The organism is Humidesulfovibrio sp., from assembly GCF_035560995.1.
Classification (GTDB): domain Bacteria; phylum Desulfobacterota; class Desulfovibrionia; order Desulfovibrionales; family Desulfovibrionaceae; genus Humidesulfovibrio.
Genome location: NZ_DATMYK010000044.1, coordinates 1 through 24,081, shown reverse-complemented (window position 1 = coordinate 24,081; position 24,081 = coordinate 1). Strand labels below are relative to the sequence as shown.

The 24,081-nt window shown below is 58.4% G+C and carries 16 protein-coding genes; 14 read left to right on the top strand and 2 right to left on the bottom strand.

Translation table 11 applies throughout. The features are described 5' to 3' along the window. The first annotated feature begins 74 nt into the window (after positions 1-74). The 6 genes from VN419_RS01500 (at position 75) to asnB (VN419_RS01475) (ending at position 7,480) form a co-directional block, all read left to right on the top strand. Positions 75-884, top strand: coding sequence for an ABC transporter permease (locus VN419_RS01500; protein WP_325643698.1), 810 nt, complete (start codon positions 75-77; stop codon positions 882-884). Continuing rightward, complete coding sequence (locus VN419_RS01495; RefSeq protein WP_325643696.1) at positions 877-2,649, top strand: ABC transporter ATP-binding protein; 1,773 nt, start codon at positions 877-879, stop codon at positions 2,647-2,649. The genes VN419_RS01500 and VN419_RS01495 overlap by 8 nt, the downstream gene beginning before the upstream one ends. Before the next feature lie 9 nt (positions 2,650-2,658). Beyond that, positions 2,659-3,615, top strand: coding sequence for a class I SAM-dependent methyltransferase (locus VN419_RS01490; protein WP_325643694.1), 957 nt, complete (start codon positions 2,659-2,661; stop codon positions 3,613-3,615). A gap of 65 nt (positions 3,616-3,680) precedes the next feature. After that, positions 3,681-4,010 (top strand): hypothetical protein, encoded by a 330-nt coding sequence (locus VN419_RS01485; RefSeq protein WP_325643692.1) that lies wholly within the window; start codon positions 3,681-3,683, stop codon positions 4,008-4,010. Continuing rightward, positions 4,007-5,374 carry a class I SAM-dependent methyltransferase gene (locus VN419_RS01480; RefSeq protein ID WP_325643690.1) on the top strand — a complete coding sequence of 456 codons (1,368 nt, stop codon included), beginning with the start codon at positions 4,007-4,009 and terminating at the stop codon, positions 5,372-5,374. The genes VN419_RS01485 and VN419_RS01480 overlap by 4 nt, the downstream gene beginning before the upstream one ends. A 117-nt stretch (positions 5,375-5,491) precedes the next feature. Then, positions 5,492-7,480 (top strand): asparagine synthase (glutamine-hydrolyzing), encoded by a 1,989-nt coding sequence (asnB, locus tag VN419_RS01475; RefSeq protein WP_325643688.1) that lies wholly within the window; start codon positions 5,492-5,494, stop codon positions 7,478-7,480. A 168-nt stretch (positions 7,481-7,648) separates the two neighbouring features. On the opposite strand, the gene rffA is transcribed toward asnB (VN419_RS01475), so the two are convergent. Further along, positions 7,649-8,878 carry a dTDP-4-amino-4,6-dideoxygalactose transaminase gene (gene rffA, locus VN419_RS01470; protein ID WP_325643686.1) on the bottom strand — a complete coding sequence of 410 codons (1,230 nt, stop codon included), beginning with the start codon at positions 8,876-8,878 and terminating at the stop codon, positions 7,649-7,651. Between the two features lie 917 nt (positions 8,879-9,795). Here rffA and VN419_RS01465 point away from each other — a divergent pair. The 8 genes from VN419_RS01465 (at position 9,796) to asnB (VN419_RS01430) (ending at position 21,465) form a co-directional block, all read left to right on the top strand. After that, positions 9,796-10,584 (top strand): class I SAM-dependent methyltransferase, encoded by a 789-nt coding sequence (locus VN419_RS01465; RefSeq protein ID WP_325643684.1) that lies wholly within the window; start codon positions 9,796-9,798, stop codon positions 10,582-10,584. A gap of 111 nt (positions 10,585-10,695) precedes the next feature. Beyond that, positions 10,696-11,667, top strand: coding sequence for a glycosyltransferase family 2 protein (locus tag VN419_RS01460; RefSeq protein ID WP_325643682.1), 972 nt, complete (start codon positions 10,696-10,698; stop codon positions 11,665-11,667). 264 nt (positions 11,668-11,931) lie between these two features. After that, a complete protein-coding gene (locus tag VN419_RS01455; protein WP_325643680.1) occupies positions 11,932-12,801 on the top strand; it encodes a class I SAM-dependent methyltransferase in 870 nt (289 codons plus the stop codon). 121 nt (positions 12,802-12,922) lie between these two features. Continuing rightward, positions 12,923-14,917, top strand: coding sequence for a hypothetical protein (locus VN419_RS01450; RefSeq protein WP_325643678.1), 1,995 nt, complete (start codon positions 12,923-12,925; stop codon positions 14,915-14,917). A gap of 93 nt (positions 14,918-15,010) precedes the next feature. Then, positions 15,011-16,129, top strand: a complete 1,119-nt coding sequence (wecB, locus tag VN419_RS01445) for a non-hydrolyzing UDP-N-acetylglucosamine 2-epimerase (protein ID WP_325643674.1) — start codon at positions 15,011-15,013, stop codon at positions 16,127-16,129. Between the two features lie 29 nt (positions 16,130-16,158). After that, positions 16,159-17,400, top strand: a complete 1,242-nt coding sequence (gene wecC, locus VN419_RS01440) for a UDP-N-acetyl-D-mannosamine dehydrogenase (RefSeq protein WP_325643672.1) — start codon at positions 16,159-16,161, stop codon at positions 17,398-17,400. Positions 17,401-17,417: 17 nt separating this feature from the next. Next, positions 17,418-19,556 carry a bi-domain-containing oxidoreductase gene (locus VN419_RS01435; protein ID WP_325643671.1) on the top strand — a complete coding sequence of 713 codons (2,139 nt, stop codon included), beginning with the start codon at positions 17,418-17,420 and terminating at the stop codon, positions 19,554-19,556. Between the two features lie 7 nt (positions 19,557-19,563). Further along, entirely contained in the window at positions 19,564-21,465 is a 1,902-nt protein-coding gene (asnB, locus tag VN419_RS01430) for an asparagine synthase (glutamine-hydrolyzing) (RefSeq protein ID WP_325643669.1), read from the top strand. 35 nt (positions 21,466-21,500) lie between these two features. On the opposite strand, the gene VN419_RS01425 is transcribed toward asnB (VN419_RS01430), so the two are convergent. Then, on the bottom strand, positions 21,501-23,897 hold the full coding sequence (locus VN419_RS01425) for an alginate lyase family protein (RefSeq protein ID WP_325643667.1): 2,397 nt from the start codon (positions 23,895-23,897) through the stop codon (positions 21,501-21,503). Between the last annotated feature and the right edge of the window lie 184 nt (positions 23,898-24,081).

Here is a 24,081-nt window from a genome sequence, read left to right as displayed (position 1 = left end):
CTCAGGCTTGCATCGTCTTCAGCGCGAATGACCGGCTGGTCTTGGCCGAACGGTTTATGCCCATGAGGATTCCTATGCGCTCAGTGTTCGGCTCCATGGGAAAGATGGCCGGTCTGATCTTCCATTTTAGGAAGATTCTGTTCGCCACCACACGAGTGGAAATCAGCAAACGCTACGCGGGCTCCTCTCTTGGGCTCATCTGGGTGGTTCTCTACCCGATGCTGCTGCTCAGCGTGTACCTCTTCGTCTACCTCGTGGTGTTCAAAATGCGCTTTCCCGGTTACAGCGGGATGGACTACGTTCTCTACGTCTTTGCCGGGCTGGTCCCGTTCATCGGCCTCAGCGAAGCCATCCAGGCAGGCTCGGTTTCGCTCAAGCAGAATATCCATCTGGTCAAAAACGTAATGCTGCCCCTTGAGCTCATCCCTGTGCGCGCAGTGACTTCCGCCCTGGTGGGGCAGTGCGTGCTGCTCGCGCTGGTTGCGATTCTCGCCGCAGCCAACGGCACCCTCTCGCCTTTTGTGCTGCTGCTCCCCGTCGTGCTTGTGCTGCAGATGCTCCTGCTGCTCGGCGTCGTGTTCGTGCTTTCCGCCGTCTCTCTGGTCGTCCAGGACGTGAACTACTTCGTCAACCTCGCGCTGATGCTGCTCATGTTCCTCTCGCCCATCGGCTACCGCCCGGAGATGCTGCCGCCGGAATACGCCGCCGTGGTCTGGCTTAACCCGGTGTCCTACCTCTGCGACGCCTATCGCTTCACGCTGCTTTCCACCCACAGCCCTTCGCCGGCCTTCCTTTGGGCTTACGCTCTGTCCTCTCTTGCGGCCTTCGCACTCGGCTCCGCGTTCTTCCTGCGCTTCAAAGGGGCCTTGGTGGATTATGAATGACGTCCTCATCGCCGCAAAAGACCTCACCAAAACCTATCGGTTATACGCCAAGCCCAGCTACAAGTTCCTAGACGTGCTGGGGCTCTTGCGTGGGCAAGGAAAATACACGGAGCACCACGCGCTCAATGGGGTCAGCCTCGAAATCCGCCGCGGGGAAAAAGTGGCGCTCATCGGCCGTAACGGTGCGGGCAAAAGCACGTTGCTCAAAATCATCACCGGGGTAACGCAGCCGACATCCGGCCAGCTCAGCGTACGTTCCAAAGCCAGCGCGTTGCTGCAGATCGGCTCGACCTTCCACCCGGAATTCTCTGGCCGAGAGAACGTGCTCTCCTATCTCGCCCACCTCGGCGTCACCGGCGCGGAGGCGGAGCAGAAGCTCCTGGACGCCATTGAGTTCTCGGAGCTCGAAGAGTACATCGACCAGCCGGTGAAGTCCTATTCAACAGGCATGAGCGCCCGGCTCATGTTCTCCACCTCCACGATCATTCAGCCCGAGTTGCTTGTCATCGACGAGATACTGTCAGTGGGCGACGCCTATTTCGCGAAGAAAAGCTATGAGCGCATTGAGGAGTTGTGCAGCGGCGGGCGCACCACCATGCTGCTCGTGACCCACGACATATACAGTGCGCAAAAGCTCTGCGACCGCATGATCTGGATAGACAACGGCCGCGTGCTCATTGACGATGTGCCCGAGGTGGTGGTGCGCGGCTATGAGGACTCCATCCGTGTGCAGGAGGAGGCCCGGCTCAAGAAGAAGACTCTCCTGGCCTTACGTTCGGCGGGCAAAAAAGCATGTTGCGCCCTCGTCGAGATACGCGAGTTGGGAGGAAGGCATGCCCGAGCCCCCATTTTTTTCACACGCCTTTCGTTCCAAACAGCTGGTGGCCCTCAATACTCCGTAGATTGGAAGGCAGAACCCGGGACCGGGGTAGCGAGCATTGTCCGTGAGGGGAGCTGCTGGGGACCTCTAGCCGAAGCGGCGGGCAAGGAAGGGCGTGAAATGCTGAACCACGGCTTATATCCTAAGATAGCCGTCCAGTTCAGCATACCGAATCTCCACCTTCTCGATGCGCTGGAGAAAGGAGAAGCATATTTTGTCGTTGAGGCTATTTCCGAAGAGGCAGTTGAACTCGCGGCTACCGTAGAGATGGCAGGGAAGCGGCTCTCACTGACTCCATTTGCCTTGGAGGCAGGACGGTTGACGAGCGCAAGAGTCGAAATCGCTTCGAGCAACGAGAAGTCATACTACAGCAACGCACTGAATACTGCAGGGCGGCAAGGCACCGGGGCAGTATTGATCAACACGGCCCTCCTTCTCGGCCCAGATGGGAAAGAGACCTTTGAGCTTGAACACGGCCAACCTGCCAGCTTCCTTTTTGGCTACGATATTATAGACAAATCGCTACACGAGGAAAGCGACATCTGCATCGTCATTTTTCGAAAAGGAACGCGAGAAGACATATGCCATATAATAACGCGCGAACTCACGCTCAGTTTCGACAAGCCAAACGGAACGATTCGTCTTGACATTGAGAAGATTACCATCGGTGTAGGGACATACTCCGTTTGGATGTTCATCGCAAAGCACGGGTATTTCATTACCGAGCAGACAGTATTCTATACCATCAATCCAGATGTGCATTTAGTTTTGACAGACCTGTTAGAATTTAGCGTCAAGGGAGAACTATTTGCTCGAAATGCAGCATTTGTTGGCGAAGGCAAATGGTCTCTAATTGATAGTACATCACTTAACATGAAAAAATAGAGACATCTGATGAATGTGATAAAACAGTTACGCAACCTCATTAATATGTCAATTGATTCAATAAACATCAACCAGCAGAGCAAAGAAGCGCATATTAATACGGCACACGATAAAAAAGCCATCAAGCTAAGCCTCAAGGACGAACTGCACAAAATCTCCCCGTCGTTTGCCGATGCTTGCCTTGAAACGACAAAAGCATTGTTGGAACTCATCCCTAATGGTGATTACACTCAACTAGCAAAGCATTCCCCAGGCTTGTTAGGGTACGACTGGAACGCATATATATCTTGTAGCTCATTACGGCTTGCGCATGTGGCAAATGCCTTGGAGCGTTTTGGCGTTCCTGGCCAACGGGTTCTGGATTTCGGATCATACTTCGGGAATTTTTCGATCATCTCAAACAAGGCAGGATTCCTCACCACCGCGGTTGACAGCTATACTCATTATCATCCAGCGTTGAGCAATGAGAAGGAGATGTTGCAGCGGATCGGCGTTGAAGTACTGGACTTATCCTGCGACACTGAATTCTGCACAACCCATGCAGCCCAGTACGACTTTTGTCTATTACTTGGGGTCATTGAACATATCCCCCATTCACCCAAAAAAATTCTTGAGCTTGCACGGACAGTCCTTAAGCCCGGCGGGTTTGTTATTATAGACACGCCAAACATCGCATATTTATATAATCGCGAAAGGCTCATGCGCGGTGAAAGTATATTTCCACAGATTTCGCATCAATTTGACTGTCCTTTGCCTTTTGAAGGTCACCACCGAGAGTATTCACTAAGCGAAGTGCTTTGGATGCTAAAACGTGTCGGGTTTAACCCGGTGCACTCCGAACTGTTCAACTATTCAATCTTCTGGGCATCGGAAATTTATGGTGATGATGTAACGCGTTTTGAAGCGATGGAGGCAGACCCCTCATTGCGCGAGATAATTTTCGCAGTCGGGCAGCGCCCCTCGTAGCGCTTTAACCCGATCCGCTCTTCGCGGCTGTGACGTTCCACCTGGGCCCCGGAGGCGGGCGAATCATGATCGATAGCAAATTCGAGGGGCATTACATGGGTCTCTTGCGCATCACCCCGGCTGGCTGGGCAGAAGTCTTGCGTGTACGCGGCTTACTGGCGCAGGCCGATGCAGACTCCATGCACATGACAGGTATTCTGCAGCGGGTCATCAACGCCGGGCGTGTGCCAGTGCATGCCGTGCCGTACGACGGGAACTGGGGCGAGGTAGACAACCCTTCGGATTTAGATTTCTATAACGCGCAGCTTCACATGCCGGGGCAAGGAGCGACCTCTGCTCAACTCGCAGAAGGATGCCAGAGCAACACGCAACCAAGTGATGGTCCCAGCGAATGAATTATTCCCAGCTTTCCTTTAAGGACACGCTCGGCTTAAGTACCGAGGAACTGCAGCGTTCGCTGCTCAAGCTTCTTCTCGGCATGCACGAACTAGCGCAGGAGGCAGGCGAGGCAAGCAGGGAAATCGTGCCGACCCCCATATCAGCGATAACCCCCAAGGATCACAACAAAGCCCTGGAGATATGGCGGAGTGATGGTTTGCCGATGCTGCCCACTCTACCGGGCCGGCCCTGCCCCGCCTGCGAAGCCGAAACTTCGCATGCCGTCTTTGAGAGCTACGACGGATACACGTTCCATGAGTGCCAACGGTGCGGCACGTGGTATGTGCCGCTCGGGGTGACATGGGACCTTTTCGCCCGCCTGTTTGAAAAATCCCCGGCCGCTGCGGCGGTGGCAAAAGACGTGGCCTCGCAACGACGGTCACAGCTTGAGGATCAGGATCTTTCGCGTTTTCTGCGCTATTTGGCCGCAGTTATGCCCCTTCTTCCCGAGAGGGAGGGCTCCCTGCGCTATTTGGACATCGGGTGCAATGTTGGGCACTCGCTGCAGGCGGCCAAAAGTGTTGGCATACTGGCGCATGGCGTTGAGGTGGACCCATACCCCGGCGAGATAGCGCGACGAGAAGGGCACACTGTTGTCCGCTTTTTGGAGGACCTACCGCCGGGCAATTATGATATCATTTCTTTTTGGGAAACCTTGGAGCACATCGCCGATCCCCTGGCGGAACTGCAGCTCGCCAGCTCACGTTTGGCCGAGGGCGGACTCCTGGTGTTTACTGTGCCGAACCTTATGGCGCTTGGACTGCGCCTCCTCAGGGAGAAGTGCACCTACGCATACGGCGGCTTCAACTCACCAGGGCACATCAACTTTTTCAGCAAGCGCTCCATCGCCCTGCTCCTCGACCGGGCAGGCCTTTCGCTCATCAACGTGGACTACGAGTACTCAAACATGGGCGTCGAGCTGGCCGGTTACCTGCAAGGCGGAATCGACCCTGCACAGCCCTTCTCCATACTCTCCCCGCCAAAGCACTTGTCAGATTTTGTGAACGGCATTTGGCCCATCATCACCATGATCGAGTCGACCATGGGCACCCTGCCGATGATGCAGTGCATAGCCTGCCATAAGGGCAGCGAGCCGTTGTTCGCCGGCAAGCTCGCAGAAAAGACCCAGGCGGCTGCGGCGAATATCAGGGAACAGGCGATCGCGCGGCTCAAGGAGTCCCCGGATCCCGCCAGCCTGCTTGAGGCCATGAAGGAAGAGCTCCAGAAGCGCGACGATCATGTCGCCATGCGCATCTACCGCAGGATCGAGAAGATACGGACCTCGCTTCAGAGTCTGTTCCGGAAGCCTCGCACATCTTGAAGAACGCCCGATGCGTCTGACTGCCGCTGCTGGCTGGCACGAGACGCGTCGGCAAACTCCCCGGCAGGAATCTCACCCCCAGGTGGTGCGGACACCTTCGCCCGGTCCGGAAGGCCTATGTGTGGCATAGCTGGTGAGTTCAACCCCAAAGGCCAGACAGCAGATGCGTCCGTGATGTCGCGCATGACCGACGCCATGCGCCACCGTGGACCTGACGGTGCGGGCGTATGGCGTTCGCCGAGCGGCCGGTGCCTCCTCGGCCACCGCCGCCTGTCCATCATCGACCTGTCCAGCGCGGCCGATCAGCCCATGCACAATCGCGCCGGCACCGTGCATGTGGCCTTCAACGGCGAAATATACAACCACGCGCAAATCCGAGCCGAACTCGAATCCCTTGGCGTGCGGGACTGGCAAACCGACCACTCGGACACCGAGGTGCTTCTCAAGGCCTACGAGCACTGGGGGCTTGAGGCCATACAACGCTTCTACGGCATGTTCGCCTTCGCCATCCACGATGAGCGCGACCCGGCGCGCCCGGTGCTGCACCTGGTGCGCGACCGCATCGGGATCAAGCCGCTTTACATCGCTCAGCGCGGGCACTCCTGGCTCTTCGCCTCGGAAATCCGCGCGCTCATGCAGCACCCCCTCCTCTCCCCGGAGATGGACCTCACTGCGTTCTGGCACTACCTCACCTTCATCATCACCCCGGCGCCGCTGACCATGTTCCGCGGCGTATTCAAAATCCCCGCGGGCTGGCTGGTAACAATCGACCACGAGGGCCGGGCCAAGGCCAGCCAATACTGGGACTGCAAACCTTCCGCCGCCGACACCTGGCGCGAGTCGGACCTCAGCTTCGACGACGCCGTGGCCGAGTTCACCCGGCTCATGAGACTCTCCATTGAGCGGCGCATGGTCTCCGACGTGCCCTTTGGCGTACTGCTCTCCGGCGGCGTGGACTCGAGCCTCATCGTAGCCCTCATGAGCGAGATCATGGACCGGCCTGTGACCACCTTCTCCATCGGCTACGAAGGGCTGGACGACCTGAACGAATTCCAGCACGCCAGCCGTATCGCCGAACAGTACCGCACGGACCACCACACCACCCTCATCTCCGCCAAGGAGGCCCAGGACTTCCTGCCGCTGCTGGTGCGCCTGCAGGACGAGCCGATCGCCGACAATGTCTGCATCCCGCTCTATTTCCTGGCGCGCCTAGTGCGCGAACAGGGCACCACGGTGGTGCAGGTGGGCGAGGGAGCGGACGAGAACTTCCTGGGTTACTGGTGGTGCGAGCATTACCGCCAGAAATACGAGCAGGTATGGCAGGGCGGTACAGCCACCCCCTGGTGGAAGCGGCTCTTCGGCAGTCCGCAAACGCGAACCGCAAGCGCAGAGGACACGGCCATCCTGGGGCGCCGGGCCGCGGGGCAGGAACTTTTCTGGGGCGGTGCCGTGTGCTGGTGGGGCGATCTGCGCACCAAGCTCACTCCCGACCTCGCACCTTTCCGCCAGCAGGTGAGTTGCCCGGTGGAAGGCCTGCTGCCCTCGGCGCTCACCACCCTGGAGAGCGCCGATGTGGCTAGGCACTATCTGGGTGGGCTCACGGGAAACCTGGCCGAACCCGAGGTGCTCCAGAAAATCCCCTATATGGAGCTCAAGCTGCGCCTGCCCGAGCACCTGCTCATGCGCGTGGATAAGCTGACCATGGCCCACGCCATCGAAGCCCGGGTTCCTTTTCTCGACCACGACCTGGTTGACTTCGCGCGCAGGCTCCCCCCCTCCTACAAGCTCAAGGACGGCGTAGGCAAACGTATCGTCAAAAAGGCGGCCGAGCCCTATCTGCCACACGACATCATCTACCGCAAAAAGCAGGGCTTCGGCGCCCCGGTCGACCGTTGGCTCAAGGAACCGCGCTTCGCCGCCCGAGCCAAGGCCGTTACGGAACGCTCCCGCCTCGTGCGCGAGGGTTTCCTCGACAAAGCGTACCTGGGCACCCTGCTGGAGCAGGAAACCACTGTTGGCACGGGCCATTCGTTCCACCTGTGGACAGTGCTGAACGCACTCATCTGGCATGAGTCCTGGATCGAGGGGCGTGAGGACTGTTTTTGAGGTAACCGCGCCCTTCTCTGCTTCCAAGGCAGGACTCTTTATGAGGACGCGCCGTTGAAGACTCTCTGAGCCCAAGCAGCAGCCAAGCCGCAAGAAGCCTCGCGCAAAAGAAGTCTGGAATCGCCCGGATGTGTGGCGAGCCACAAAAAGCTGGCAACCAATGCCCAGCTACAGGGCGCTCTGCACAACCTCGACAATTCTGTTTTGCTGCGCTTCCGTCAAGCCGACCCAGAGCGGAAGGCGGAGCAGGCGTTCAGACAATTCTTCGGTATGCTGGAGTGAACCTGAACATCTCGTATGCAGTAACCCAAATGGCGAGCTATGCAGTGGAACATAATGGAATACGGCCTGAATACCGTTTTCTTTGAGTTTCGCAATCACTTCTGTTCGTTTGGAAAGCGACTCCAGTAGGATATAATACATATGGGCATTATGGGTGCAGCCGTCTGGAACAACAGGCCGTCTCAGGGTGCCAGAGGACTCTGCCTGTTCAAGCAACTGATGATAACGGGACCACAAATCAAGACGCTGCTGCGTGATGCTCTCTGCTTCATCCATTTGGGCGCAGAGAAATGCCGCAGTGATTTCGCTTGGGAGATAGGATGACCCCATGTCAACCCAGGTATATTTATCAACCTGGCCACGGAAGAATTTGTTCCGGTTAGTCCCTTTTTCTCGCAGTATCTCCGCACGCTCTGCAAACTTGTCATCATTAATTATAAGCGCCCCGCCTTCTCCAGAAATAATGTTCTTTGTCTCATGGAAGGAGTACGTTGCAAGATGGCCGATACCGCCAAGCGGTTTGCTTTCATAACTGCTCATGAGGCCTTGCGCAGCATCTTCAATCACGATGAGGCTATATTTTTTTGCTATGGCCATGATTCTGTCCATCTCGCATGGCACCCCCGCGTAATGGACTGGAACGATGGCTTTTGTCCGCGGAGTGATCGCGGCTTCGATTAATTCCTCGTCAATGTTGAGCGTATCTTGTCGAATATCTACAAATACTGGCACGCCCCCCCTCAAGATGAAAGCATTCGCCGTTGACACAAACGTATAGGACGGCATGATGACTTCATCGCCAGCCCGTATGTCTGCAAGCATGGCAGAGAGCTCCAAGGCACCTGTGCATGAATGCACCAGAAGTGCCTTGCACGACTTCGTATGCGCCTCAAGCCAGTCGTGACAGCGACGGGTGAATCCCCCATCACCAGAGAGGTGTCCCTTAAGATGGGCTTCTTCAATGTACCGAAGCTCACGGCCAGTCATGTACGGCTTATTGAAAGGAATAGAAGAGACGATCACTTTTTGCCTACCATTGTGTATTACCATGTTAAACAGCGAAAACGACTCACGCCAGGCTTCGACCCATTCTCCCGAGGATCCGAGGCCGGGCATGGAGACCTCGACGCCTGTCGCGACACGAAAGCAATCAGTGAAAAAAGCTGCCTCTACCCACAAGATGCGTTTTCTTGGCGAGCAGATAAACATCCCAAGCATACCATGAAAAGTCTTATGTGCCCTTAAAACGTCTATAGCCTTTGCTTAGCAACGATGGGCAGACGCGAGCCAGTGGAAAATACTGACCCTCAACACGATACACAGCGGAACGGCTAATTGCAACAATTTTAGAGCATTGCCACGCGCAACACTGCCAATCCCCCAACGCACACAATTCAAGCGAGTCAGGTTGCTCCTTGGCATGATGCCCCCAAAACCTGGAATTCCATTCGTGGTGCGACGTATTGGTTGCGCCCACGGCGCAAGCGGTGCTCTTCTGCCCCAAGCCCTCAGCCGCACGACCTCCAAAAACACGTTTCTTGCCCAAGGGTACAAGCCACGCAAAGCTCCCCATGGTGCGGAAGAGCGGGCCTGGCATGGGACGAACGTGGACCGCAAATTCATAACTGCCGGTTTCTTGACGGGACAGCGTTCGCCCGTTGAGCTGGAGACGTTATCATACCTCATGTCACTCGCCTGGGATAGCTTTGGGAAAGCTATCTCACCGACCGCACTTTTTTAAAATCCCAAGCCCCGTAGGAGTTGTTTCACTTTGAGTACTAGCGAAGTTGCCACCACCTTGACATACGTGGTCCGTACGCATATTGATTTGAGAAAATAACATGCAAACCCTTATAGCGCTCATCTCATTGACACGCGACGCACGATGGATGACGGACACCTTCGCTAATGCCGGTGCCTTCTTCTGTGCACCTCAAAGCGTAAAAATATCAGCGACACAATGGCGCCAACGCCCGTGATACGCAAGTTGGCGGGGAAGATGTTATTGCGAGAGCAATATCTCGGGAGAGCAGATGGTTTTCAAGGATCATATTAAAGAGTATTGGCAATCTCAGGGCCAGACGCACGAGAATTCCCATTGGGCGTCCTGGGGTGACAACTGGATGATTGATCTTGAGATTGAGAATATTTCGAATCACATTAACGAAGGTGACCACGTCCTCGACATTGGCTGCGCCAATGGACATGGCACCATTCGCCAGACGCAGCTGAAACGCGTCGGCAGCATAACAGGTGTAGACTTCGCCGAAAGCATGATCACTGCCGCCAAAAGTGCCGCGCACGCCCAGAAGCTTACCGACACCGTGACCTTCCTTGAAGGTGATGTCCGGCAGCTGGAATTCCCGGACGCAACCTTCGACCTTGCCTATACAACCCGGGTGCTGATCAACCTGCCATCCTGGGAGCAACAACTTCTCGGAATTTCTGAATGTCTCCGAGTGGTTAAACCAGGCGGCGCTGTTATTTTCTCCGAAAGTTTCTGGGAACCGCTGATGCGCTTAAACGCGTTGCGAACTGTGGTCGGCCTCCCAGCCCTTACGGAGCATGACTACAACCGCTACCTAAAGCGGTCCAAACTTGAAGCGTATTTGGCAGCAGCTGGCTTGGACTACCAAATCGACGACTTCTCCTCTGTCTATTACCTGGGGTCCCGTTTTTTGCGCGAACTCGTGACAGACCCCAGTGCCTACCCCGGCTATTCGAATCCCATCAACGAAATTTTCCACGGCCTTGAAAAAAGGTTTTCGGGCGGTGGAATGGGCGTCCAGCAGGCGGTCGTCATCAGGAAAGGCGCCAAGTAGACGGTCACTGCCACTTGTTAGGCAGCGTCGACAAAACCGCTTCATCCGCAGCAGCAGATGGCGCTCAATCTTGCGTGGCGGGGATCACTGACGTAGCGAAAAGGTGCGAACATGACCACAGACCTCCAAAACGCTAAGCGTCAAGGCAGTCCTACGGGACCAAATCTGTCTATTGTGATACCGGTGTATGGTTCCCGCGAGATACTACCCAGGCTTCACCAGCGTATCGTCTCTGCTGTAGAACCGCTGGATTCTGATTTTGAATTGGTATTGGTGGATGATGACAGTAAGGACGGCTCCTGGGGAACCATCCAGGCGCTCACACAAGTCGACCCGCGCGTTCGGGGCATACATCTCGCAAAGAATTACGGCCAGCATTGCGCCGTTCTTTGTGGTCTTCGCGCTGCGCGGGGCAAGGTTATCATCACCTTGGACGATGACCTCCAGAATCCCCCCGAAGAGATCCCCAAACTGCTGCAACAGTTGGACGAAGGGTATGACGTGGTTTACGGTGCACCGGCCAAGCAGCAGCACGGTCTGTTGCGTGATGCCGCCTCCTTCGCCACCAAGTACGCCCTGCAGGCGGTCATGGGGGCCGAGACCGCAAGGAAGGTGAGCCCGTTCCGTGCGATGCGCGCAGAGGTTCGCGCGGCCTTCGCCGACTACCATTGCCCTTCCGTGAATATCGACGTGCTGCTGACCTGGGGCACAAGCCTCTTCAGTTCCGTCACCGTGCGACACGAACCGCGAACGGTTGGACATTCTAATTACACTTTGCGAAAACTCTGTGCGCACGCCCTCGACATGCTGACCGGTTTCACCACCATGCCCCTGAGGGTCGCCAGCTTCCTCGGCATGCTGTTTAGTACGTTCGGACTTGTTGTGCTGTGCTACACGCTGGTGCGCTATTTCATCTCCGGCAGCACTGTCCCCGGCTTCCCTTTCCTCGCTTCGATCATCGCCCTTTTCTCCGGAACGCAGCTTTTTGCTTTGGGCGTCATCGGCGAATATCTGGCGCGAATGCATTTTCGAACCATGAATCGACCGCCTTATGCCATACGCGAAACGACAAAAGATTCCTGAAGACCGTCTCCCAGGATATCCCCAGCGCCTCAACTTCCTGTTGCCTTGAAGTGGGACGACTTTACCCTCACAATATATAGCAGCAGACATACTCCCATCAATATCAATTTCATCTTTTTTTGACGTGTAGTTTGACAGCGTTGGCTGGTCTTCCAGGGTGACTCAGGGGGCCCGTATTGGTCATCGGCACTCACAGCTCCTCACGCAAAAGTTTTGTGCGTTTAGAAAAGTCTGAGGAACAATGATTATGTCGCAGGTGCTGACATGAAGCGTTGCCAGAATTGTTCAAACATGTTTGAAGCCAGCGGTTGGACTTGTCCTTCGTGCGGGTGCTGTCCCGATTCAATCGCCGGCTTTCCTCTTTTTGCCCCGAAGCTCACGGAGAACAGAGAGGGCTATAGAGAGGAATTTTACGCGGAGCTTGCTTCTCTGGAGCACGGTAATTTTTGGTTCGAAGCGCGTAATGCGCTAATCCTATGGGTGCTGCGCCGCTATTTCCCTGCCCCAGGCCGATTGCTCGAAATCGGTTGCGGAACGGGCTTTGTGTTGTCTGCCCTGTGTCGCAATTTCCCTGAGGCCGAACTGATGGGAAGCGAGGTGTTGCCTGCTGGGCTAAGCTTCGCAAAGCAGCGAGTGCCGAATGTCCAATTGCTACAGATGGATGCCCGAGATATCCCATTCTCAGATCATTTTGATCTTATTGGTGCGTTTGATGTCCTGGAACACATTCCCGAAGATGGAAAAGTTCTAGAGCAAATCCACAGCGCGCTTCGCCCAGGCGGTGGGTTATTAGTGACTGTGCCCCAACATCCATGGCTTTGGGGCCGTCAAGATGAGCATGCGTGCCATGTAAGACGCTATACGGCTTCCGGGTTGCGACAAGCAGTACAGCAGGCTGGATTCGTTGTTTTGTACGAAACGTCATTTGTTTCGCTCCTGATTCCACTTATGTTGCTCTCCAGATTGCGAATGAATTGGTCCGCACCAAATACGGATGCACTTTCAGAACTGCGCCTTAGCCGAAGCGGCAACGCCCTGCTCGGAACAGTCATGACGATAGAGCGTATGCTCATCAAATCAAAAATACGATTTGACTTTGGAGGATCACGGTTATTGCTTGCCCAGCGCCTTTAACCGCTCGTACCCAACTGAATTGGTGATGACTCCTTGCCCGCACACGCAGGTTGCATTGTATAGCTCGAACCTCTGTTTAGGAGCACTTCTTGGTCATGGCAAACAATAGCGTGGTCGACAAATGAAACGTTTTTATTGCGTTGCGAGGCAGTACATATTCTCAGACACGTTCATTCTGTGTTTAATATTCTGCTTTTCCGCGCTGTTTGGCGGAGCTGTCTACTTAAAGAAGTATGAGACAGCATCATTTTACCAAAGTGAATTTGCCCCCGCAGTATTTGAGGCAAGTGGATATGGATTCATCAACGCATCAAATATTGCCGAGCTTGATGGTTTTTTGGAATACCTAAACAGAAAAACTGCACGGTTTAATGGTGTCGAGTCAAATGCCGTTGTTAAGGCTATTCCTCTGGATGCCCTTCAGGCGAGTAGCCGTTACTTAATGGGGGCTGCGGCGCTATGTTGGAGTATCTTAGGAATTTCATGGCTAAATTTGTTTCCTCTTGCTGCGGCACTGTGTTCACTTACTGCTGTAGCGTCATTTCTTCTCGCACGACATTTTCTAGGAAAACTTCTTGCGATAGCCGTTACTGCAATATTTATTACAAGCCCTGCGAACATTAACCACCTTTCCGATCTTCGCGATTACTCGAAAGCTCCATTCATGATGTTTGGAGTTTTATTTCTTATCATCCTTGTCAAAGACAGACTTTCCCTCCGTCGATTTCTTGGTGTTTGTGTTGCCGCTGGAGCATGTGTTGGTATTGGAATATGCTTTCGGATGGACTTGTTGATACTCATACCCGCATTCTTTTTTACCTTATTTCTCCTAACGCCATATCCGATAACTAAGTTTATGCAGTGGAAGCTTGCAGGGGGCTTGCTGTTCATTGGAGCATTCATTGCTTTTGGATTTCCCTCCCTCGCTGCGTTTGGGAAAGGAAGTAACGCTTTTCATGTTATTGTTCTTGGGCTAATGCCTCAATTCACCTCGGCTTTAGGTGTTTCTGATGCAGAAGTATATCAGGTCGCGCAACACTACAACGACATGTTTGCGCTGATCCATACAAGTATTTTTGCTTCTAGAGGCTTCGGAGCTCCAGATTTACAGCTGGCAACAAGCAGCTACGATCATTTTGGGATGTTGTTTCTTTTGTCATACAGCAAGCTGTTCCCTGCGGATGTGCTGACCAGGGTATTTGGCGCAGTCTCAAATATCATTACGACCCTTCCGATTTACAATTTCAACTGGCTTAGCAAACTGTTGCCAGCCATATTTATGTTTATTCTAATTCGCACAACTGGGAAAAGCTTACGGCTTGGCCTAGCGCTCGTTTGTCTCATTTTATTCCTATGCGGCTATCCTGCGCTGCAATTTTGGCCACGGCATTACTTTTTTCTCGAGCTTATCTCACTTTTGGCAGTTACTGTAATCATACAGCTGCTCATACATTTTTCTACCAAAAGCATGACCGTGTTGTTTCGACAAGGAGGGCGGCCACAAGCATCTGGCATGATGGATTATCTACGCGGGAGCCTCGCCGGCTACTCTTTTAAAAACATATGCATATTGCTTGTCATCTTTGCTGCCATGTCGTTTGGACTATTCATTACACGCAGACTCCAACAACAGAACCTTGCTGCTTATCTGACGCAATATGAAAATCTTCCTCAAATTAGCATCGACCTGAAAACCATAGATTCTGGATCAGATATCACTATTTACCCTGTGGATTCCTTTTACGACACATCTTCCTCACATTCTCATCAAGCTCAGTACTGGTCTTTAGAAATTGATCCTCGTCGTTTCGATACAACTATTGCTGCTCCGTCTTATGAGATTTTGTATCACGGCTACACGCGGGCGTTTGATGACTTTTCCGAAAAAATTCTCATAGATACCACGAAACCAACTCGTCACGTTTTTTATACTCTTGCTTTCAAAAACCCAGAAGGGCTGCCCATTGAGTTTTACGGAATTCGAATTCCCAAGGCCTTAGCTCCAGCAATAACGAATTTTTCACGTTTGCAAGATGACCCATCGTTGCCGATCCTATTGCAGCTAACGTTCTTTGACGGCTGGCAGCGGTCCCCTCTTTACCAGCAGCTGAAATGAACATTAGGAATGGGCGCTTCTAATGCTGTACTCGGTGGGCAATATCCGGCACAATCGTATCGGCTTTTCCAAACACCATTCCATGTGAAGGCTATGGGAAATAAGGTACTTATCCTAGCAGGAACCCGGCCAGAGGCCATTAAAGTCGCTCCCGTCGTTTTGGCCTTGCGGGAGGACTCCCGTTACGAGTGTGTGCTTTGCTCCTCCGGGCAGCACCGTGAAATGCTGCGCCAGGCCTTTGCCGATTTCGGCCTCGTCCCGGACCGCGACCTTGACGTCATGGTAACAGGGCAGACCCTGGCCTCGCTCTCCTCGCGCCTCTTCGCCGAAGTGGACAGGCTGCTGGTGGATGAAGCCCCGGACTGGGTACTGGTGCAGGGCGACACAACCACGGTGATGTGCGTGGCCCTGTGCGGCTTTTATCGGGGCATCAAGGTGGCGCACCTTGAAGCAGGACTGCGTTCCTTCGACCTCCAGGCCCCCTTCCCGGAAGAGCTGAACCGGCGTGTCGCCAGCATCGTGGCGGATCTCCATTTCGCCCCCACGGACACCGCACGCGAGAACCTCCTTGCGGAAAAGATCGCCGCAGACCGCATCCTCGTCACGGGCAACACGGTCATCGACGCCCTGCTCTACATCCGCGACCAAGTGCGCGCCGAGAGGGGCATCCTCGACCCGCGCGTCCAGAAGGCCCTGGCAGAGGGCAAGCGCCTGGTGCTCATCACCGGCCACCGCCGCGAAAACTTCGGCGACGGCTTCCTCAGCATCTGCAGGGCCATCCGCCGCCTGGCGGACAGCCACCCGGACACGCTCTTCGTCTATCCCGTCCACCTGAACCCCAACGTGCGCCAGCCCGTGCTGGAACTGCTTTCCGACCGCGCGGGCGTTCTGCTTCTGGAGCCGCTGCCATACAAAGCTTTCATTGCGCTCATGGACGCTTCCACGGTCATCCTCACGGATTCCGGCGGCGTGCAGGAAGAAGCGCCCTCTTTGGGCAAGCCGGTGCTGGTGATGCGCGACGTGACCGAACGGCCCGAGGGAGTCGCCGCCGGCGCGGCAAAGCTGGTGGGCACCGACGAGGAAGTCATCGTCGCCGAAGTAAGCCGCCTGCTGGATGATCCGGAGGCCTATGCCCGCATGACCAACACGATAAACCCCTATGGCGATGGCCGGGCGGCGCAACGCATTATTGCCGCCCTTCTAAACCAGTGACAGTCCGCAGCACAATGGGAAAACAACACGTGAACACAGTCTGCATGATCGGTCTCGGGTACATCGGCTTGCCGACGGCGAGCCTCCTGGCCACAAAGGGTTTTTCCGTCCACGGCATGGACGTGAACGAAAAGGTCGTCACAGCGCTCAACGCTGGAGAGATCCTCATCCACGAGCCGGCGCTCGACGTGATGGTGAAATCCGCCGTGGGTTCGGGCAGGCTCAAGGCCGCCACCACCCCGACAGAGTCCGACATCTTCATCCTGGCCGTGCCCACGCCGTTTCTCGCGGGCAAGAAGCCCGACCTCTCCTTTGTTGAAGCCGCCACGCGCGCGGTTGCACCGTACCTGCGCCACGGCAACCTGCTCATCCTCGAATCCACCAGCCCGGTGGGCACAACGGACCGAATCTGCGGCTGGCTCAAGGAGCTGCGCCCAGACCTGAACCTGCCCGGAAGCACCGACGGCGGCCCCCAGCTCTACGTGGCCCACTGCCCGGAGCGCGTTCTGCCCGGCCGCATCCTGCAGGAGCTGGTGGAGAACGACCGCGTGGTGGGCGGCGTGGACCGCGCCTCCACGGACAAGGCCGTCGAGTTCTATACGAGTTTCGTGCAAGGCGAGGTGCTGGCCACCACCGCCCGCACGGCCGAACTGGTGAAGCTCTCGGAAAACGCCTACCGCGATGTGAACATCGCTTTCGCCAACGAGCTGTCCCTCATCTGCCAGGAAATGGGCATCAACGTCTGGGACGCCATCCGCTTGGCAAACAGGCACCCGCGCGTCGACATCCTGACCCCGGGCCCCGGCGTGGGCGGGCACTGCATCGCCGTGGATCCCTGGTTCATCGTGGACAGCGCCCCCAAAACAGCGCGCCTCATCCGCACCGCTCGCGAGGTCAATGACAGCAAGCCTTTCTCCATCATCGAGCAGATACAGGCCAAGGCCGCACGCTTCACTTCCCCCAAGGTCGCCTGCCTGGGTCTGGCCTTCAAGCCGAACATCGACGACCTGCGGGAGAGCCCGGCGTTGTTTATCGCCAAAGAGCTCGCCGCGCGAGGCTTCGCGGAGATTCTGGCCGTGGAGCCGCACATCAAGGCCCTGCCGCCGTCCCTGAGCGAAGTGCCCAACCTGCGCTTCACGCCCCTGGCCGCCGCCCTGGACGAGGCCGACATCCTGGTGTTCCTCGTCGGGCACCGGCAGTTCCGCGCCATTGACCGCACCCTGCTGCTGGGCAAGGTCATCATCGACGCCTGTGGCCTGACTCAAGGTTGATCCAAGCGGGAGCTGGCATGCTGCAGGCGCTGATCAAAAAGGGCAAAGTTGAGCCCGCGGAAGTACCCGCACCGGTGGTGACGCCGGGCTGCGTGCTCATCAAGGTCGTGCATTCCTGCATTTCCGCCGGGACGGAGCTCTCCGGCGTGCAGGCCAGCGGCCGTTCCCTGGTGCGCCAGGCCCTGGAGCAACCCCAGAAGGTGGTCAAGGCGCTGAACATGATCCGCGCCGAAGGGGTGCAAAGGGCCTTGGCGCGCATCAAGAGCAAGCTCGATGCAGGCAGCCCCACCGGCTACTCGGCCTCTGGCGTGGTGCTGGCCGTGGGCCAGGGAATCGACGACCTGCGCCCGGGCGACCACGTTGCCGCAGCAGGAGCAGGCTACGCCAACCACGCAGAATACATCGATGTTCCACGCAACTTGGTCATGCGCCTGCCCGACGGTCTGGACTTCGCGCCGGCCGCCACGGTGACCCTTGGCGGCATCGCCATGCAGGGAGTGCGCAGGGCGGCCCTGGCCCTGGGCGAGCATGTCGTCGTCTATGGAGCGGGCATCCTGGGACTTTTGGCCTTGCGCATGGCCGTGCTCTCCGGTGCGCGCGCCGTGGCCGTGGACATTGATGACCGACGCCTGGACCTGGCCCGGCAACTGGGTGCGGAGCTGGCCCTGAACCCCTCCAGGGAAGATGTTCTTGCCGCCCTCTCGCGGCACACGGGCGGCAGGCTGGCCGATGCGGTCATCTTCTGCGCCGCCACAGGCGACTCGAAGGTGCTTTCCACGGCCTTCGGCCTGCTGCGCCGGAAAGGCCGTCTCGTGATGGTGGGCGTGTGGGGCAGCGAACTGGACCGCAACGACATCTACGCCAAGGAGATCGACTTCCTCATCTCCACGTCTTACGGCCCCGGGCGCTACGACCCGGCCTACGAGGAAGGCGGCTGCGACTACCCGTACGACTACGTGCGCTGGACCGAGAACCGCAACATGGGCGAGTATCTGCGCCTGCTCGCGTCCGGCAGCCTCGATGTCGCGCCCCTCATCCAACAGACCTACCCCATCGGCCGCGTGGACGAGGCCTACGCGGCGCTGGGCGCCCCGGAAAAGCCGCTCATGCTGCTGCTGGACTACGGACGCGAGGTGCCCAATCTCGAAGACGCCGCCCAGGCCGACTTCCCCCGCTCCGTTCCGGTTGCCCCGCTACGAAGCAAGGACGGCCGCATCCGCTCCGCCGTGGTGGGCGCCGGCAACTACGCCCTGGGCGTCCATCTGCCGAACCTACAGGCCCTGAGCGAATTATTTTCCGTCCACGCCATCTGCAGCCGCACAGGCTCCCGGGCCAAGGCCGCGGCGGAGCAGTACCGCGCGTCTTACGCCACCACGGACTACCAGGAAGTGCTGGCCGACGGCGACGTGGATCTGGTGGTGCTGTGCACGCGCCACAACCTGCACGGCAAGCAGGTGCTGCAGGCCCTTCAGGCGGGCAAGCACGTGCTGGTGGAAAAGCCCCTTTGCCTCACCAGCGAGGAACTGGACGCCATCGCCGCGTTCTACGCCGGCCCCGGAGCCAAGCCCCTTTTGGCCGTGGGCTTCAACAGGCGCTTTTCCCCGCATGCTCAGGCCGTGGCCAAGGCCGTTTCGGGCCGCACCTCGCCCCTGTTTCTGCGCTACCGCATGCTGGCCGGATACCTGCCCCACGACCACTGGACCCACGGCCCGGAGGGCGGCGGGCGCATCGTGGGCGAGGCCTGCCACGTTGTTGACCTGCTGCGCAGCCTGGTGCGCTCGCCCGCGCGCTCCGTATCCGCAGCCTCGCTCCACCCTGCGGAAGGGCAGTACAGCGCCTCGGACAACAAGATCATCACCCTTGAGTATGAGGACGGCTCCGTGGCCTGCATCGAGTACTGCGCCCTGGGCGCGCCCGGCCTGCCCAAGGAGCTTCTGGAAGTCCATTTCGACGGCAAGACCCTGGTCATGGACAACTTCCAGTCCCTCGCGGGCCATGGGGTGAAAGTTCCTGCGCTGCCGCTCCCCCAGCCCGACAAGGGACAGCTGGCGATGTTGCGCGAGCTTGGCCTGGCGCTCGCAGGGCAGCGCGCTGGGTGGCCCATTGCCCTGGAAGAACTTTTGGAAACCACGGCCATAACCTTCGCCGCGCGCTGAACCCGGCATGTGCGGCATTCTCGGTATCATCGCCCTTGGGGGCGCGTCCTGGACGCCAGAGGCTGCCCTCATTGAGCGGATGCGCGACACCATGGCCCACCGCGGACCAGACGGCGCCGGACTGTGGATCGCCCCTGACCAGCGTTGCGCCCTGGCCCACCGCCGCCTGTCGATCATCGATCTTTCCGAAACCGCCGGGCAACCCATGCACAGTTCCTGCGGCCGCTACCACCTCACCTTCAATGGCGAGATCTACAATCACGCGGAACTGCGCCAAGAGCTCGTAACCTTGGGGCACACGGCCTGGCAGACTTCGCATTCGGACACCGAGGTCATTCTCAAGGCCTACGCCCAATGGGGCCGGGACTGCGTGCAGCGCTTCCGGGGCATGTTCGCCTTCGGGCTCTACGACAGCCAGGAGCGGACCCTTTGGCTGGTGCGCGACCGCCTGGGCATCAAACCCCTGTACTACAGCACGCACCACGGCCGCCTGGGCTTCGCTTCAGAAATCAAGGCCCTCCTGGAGGATCCGGAGCAGCCGCGAGCCATGGATCCCGAAGCCTTCTACCACTTCCTGTCCTTCCTCACCACGCCTGCGCCGCAGACGCTCTTCAAGGGCGTCCGCAAGCTGCCCTGCGGCTCCTGGCTCACCGTGGCCGCAAATGGCGACATCGCCGAGCACAGATACTGGGACCCCCTGGACAGCGCCATCTCCCTGGCCGGAGCCTCTGACAGGGAAATGTCCGAGCGCATCCTGGCCGAACTGGAGGCCGCCGTGCGCTACCGCAAGGTCAGCGACGTGCCGGTTGGCGTGTTCCTCTCCGGCGGCATTGATTCGAGCACCAACGCCGCGCTTTTCTCGCGCGGAGAAAGCCAGGCGGTAAAGACCTTTTCCATCGGCTATGAAGGCTCCTACGCCTCCTACCAGAACGAACTGCACTTCGCCCGGCGCATGGCCGACGAGATCGGGGCCGAGCACCACGAGCTGAAGCTCACCCAGGACGATCTGATGGATTTCCTGCCGCGCATGGTCTGGCTGCAGGACGAGCCCATCGCAGACCCTGTGTGCGTGCCGGTATACTACGTGTCCAAACTGGCGCGCGACAACGGAGTGAAGGTCTGCCAGGTCGGCGAGGGCTCGGACGAGCTTTTCTGCGGCTACCCCTCCTGGGGCAACGCCGTGCGCGTGGCGGGCTGGAACCGCCTTCCCGTGCCACGTTTTCTCAAGGCTCTCGGCTGCCGCGCGGCCGAGGCCATAGGCAAAACCAACTCGCACAAGTACGCCTATCTGCGTCGCGCGGTGGACGGCCAGCCGATCTTCTGGAGCGGGGCCGAGGCTTTTTTTGAGCACCAGAAACCGGGTCTGCTCGGGCCGGCGCTCAGAAACCAGCTGGCCGGGCTGTCGACTTACGAGGCCGTGCTCAAGCCCCTGCGCCAGCGCTTCCTGCAAAGGACCCGAGAAGCCTCGGACCTCAACTGGATGACTTACTCAGACCTGAACATCCGCCTGCCAGAACTTTTACTCATGCGCGTGGACAAGATGAGCATGGGAGTGAGCCTGGAATGCCGGGTGCCCTTTCTGGACCACAAGCTTGTGGAATTGGCCATGGCCATTCCGGCGGCCAGCAAATACCAGAAGGGCGAGCCCAAACGTTTGCTCAAGCGCGCGGTGCGCGGAATCATTCCGGACGAGATCATCGACCGGCCGAAGCAGGGCTTTGGCGTCCCTGTGTACGAGTGGTGCCTGGACCGCCTGGGCCAGCAGATGCGGACCACGCTGGAAGAATTCTGCAAAGAGACCGGGCTGCTGGACTGGAACGAGATCACCCGTTACCTCGACCGGCAGGCCGGGGCCCAGCTTTGGTATCTGTATAATTTCGCGCTGTGGTGGAAGGGCTACCTGGCATAACTCGAGGACAGTGCAGAAAGCCCGCGGGTTCGCCCTCAGCCGATGCTCCAGACCGCCATTCCGGTGAACGGTGCGCTCACCAGCCTCTGCGCCGCCTGAACCAGACCATAGCCAGGGGAATAGGCGAATTCCTCCAGCTCCCAGGCCAAGCCCTGCAAGGCAATGCTCAGCTCCACCCCATCTCGTTCAAGCAGGGCGGTTCCGTCCGCCAGCAGCCGCACGCGCACTTCCGGGTGCAGGTGCAGAGCCAGGCGGCAGTCCTCAAGGTTGCAGCTGTCCTCCACCTCGATCATGCCTGCGTCCGGCAGGCGCACGGTGCGCGTGTGCGGGGCCGCGAACCCTTGGTGCCGCGCGCTCCAGACCGATTCCGAGCACTCCAGCAGCTCCGGGCGCGCCTCGTTCAGCAACGTGAACAGCGAAGTGGCGCTGAAGCTGTTCTGTTCCTTTTTGGGCACAAAGAGGGTGTTGTGGTGCCGCGTTGCCCGGAAGCGGTTCCGCTGCCGCGGCAGGGGCGTGTACACATATGTGCCGGGATCAACGAGGAAAAGCCTGCCGCCCTTGGCCAGGCACAGGGAAAGCTGGTCGTTGTGCGCGTGGCCGCCATTGTCGTGCTGGCCGTTGGAGCCGCAGCGCAAGGCCAGATGAATCTCCCCAAGGGCATAAAAGTACAGACCGAAACCGGGATAGGCGCGCAGGCGGGATGGCGCGCGCGCAGGCCGCAGGGCCGGTGTTTGTGCGAATCTGGCCAGCCCGCGCACCAAATGCGTCTCCGGATGCTCCGGGGCCAGAGCCAACAGATCCGCACGCGGCAGCAGCCCAGCGATGGCCGCGGCCAAGTGCCTGTGATCGTTGATGCGTTCAAACGGTTCCGGCGAAACGCCAGCCTCCGGCCGGAGGCCGAAGGGCGCCAGTTCCTCACATGTCAGGAAGCTGAGGGCCGGGAGAAACTTGAACAGACGTCCGGAGTCGTTGTCTCCGATCTGGAAGATCTCGCCCGCCTCAGCACTGTAGTCGAGCAGGAAATCTCCGGCCCTGGCCACGCGGTCCATGATTTCCCGTGGCAGGAGGATGCGGTCCTCCTCAAGCCAGGGCCGTTCGCTTTGAAGAGGCGGCTGCCAGGCCCAGAGGCTGGCATCCGCTTTGCGCAAGCCCGCCACCGTGGCCGCGGGCAGGCCCATGACAAGGGCGGCGCCATACGTCACCAGTTCCCCGCACAGGCGGTGGTAGCTCGTTGATGCCTCGAAATTGGCGCCGTCGGCATGGAACTGCACGGGGGTCTCGCCCAGATACTCCTGCACGGCCCAGGCCAGGGCCGCCGTGGTCCGGGGGGTCTCCGGCAGCCAGGCGGACACGAACAGCAGTCCCACGATGTCGGAGTAATAGTGGTTTGCGCGCACCACCGGGTGGTATTCGATGTTGTTCACTATGTGCGTAAAGTGGTCCCAAAGCGTGCGCCGCAGTTCGAGCACAAAGCCTTCGTCCAGGCTGAACCCTGCGCTGGCCAGGATATCGTGCGTTGCAATGAGATTGGCGGCCCGGATGGCCACATCCATGGTGCAGAGCCAGTTTGGGCCAAAACGCGGCGGGCAGGCGGACGCGAAGTCCAGCATCTGGTCCTTGATCTCGCGCAGGTAACGCTCCGGAGCTTCGAAACCAGGCTGGCCATCGCGCGAGAGCATGGCTGCAAAGGCCAGCCAGGGCAGGTGCTGCATGCGCGCCAGCTCCCAAGGCACCTTCACGTCCACGCCATGGCGGTCAGCGTAGCGCAGGGAGCGCGATGGCTGGGAAGCGGGCCAAACGAAGCCCGTCTTGAAGTCCTCGTTCCAGCTGATGGGCGCGAAACCGGGGCTGATCTGCCCGCGCAGACGGCGGGCACAGTGCAGATTGTTGGGCGAAAGCGTGGCTGCCAGCCAGCGTCCGCCAGCATCCGGGCGGGGCTCCAGCGGCGGGTGCACCCCGCCATCCAAGCCCTGGCGCTGCTCCCCCCTGTCCAGCTTGACCCAGCCCGAGCCCAGCAGATCGAAGCGGTGCTCCAGGGTCAGCCGGGCCAAAGCGGCGTACTCCCTGGCATGCGGCCGCAGCGATTCCAGGGGCGGAGCCGTGAAGCAGGGGCGGTGCGCTCCCTGCGGCGGCTCCTGGTCATAGGACGGGGTGCGCGCGTCACGCCGGGCCCGAATCCTGTCGGCCAGCCCTGCGCGCAGCTTGCCCGCGATCTTGCGCGGCGCGGCGGCCGGGTCGCGCGCAATCTGCCGGAACACGTCCATGGCCCAGAGCACTCTGCGGCAGCCAAGGCTGTCGAACCCTGCGTAGGCCGCCTGCCAAGCATTCTTGCAGGCCCCTTTGGGATGCCGCAGCGCGTCCATGCAAACGCGGCGGCGCGGCCCGCCAGCGTCGTAAATGCCCTGCCACAGCTTCTTCACCTTGTGCATCATGATTTATGTCGCCTCGCTATGCCCGCCCAACAACCCAGCAACGGGTGACGGCGGAGCTGTACGAAGAAGCTCATTGACCGCCTGCGCCCTGATTCCGGGAGCCGGGGCGCATGTCGAGCACCTGGATGTCCGGGCTCAACTGCACAGCCTCAAAAAGTCCACTCTGAAGGACAAAAGGCGCGGG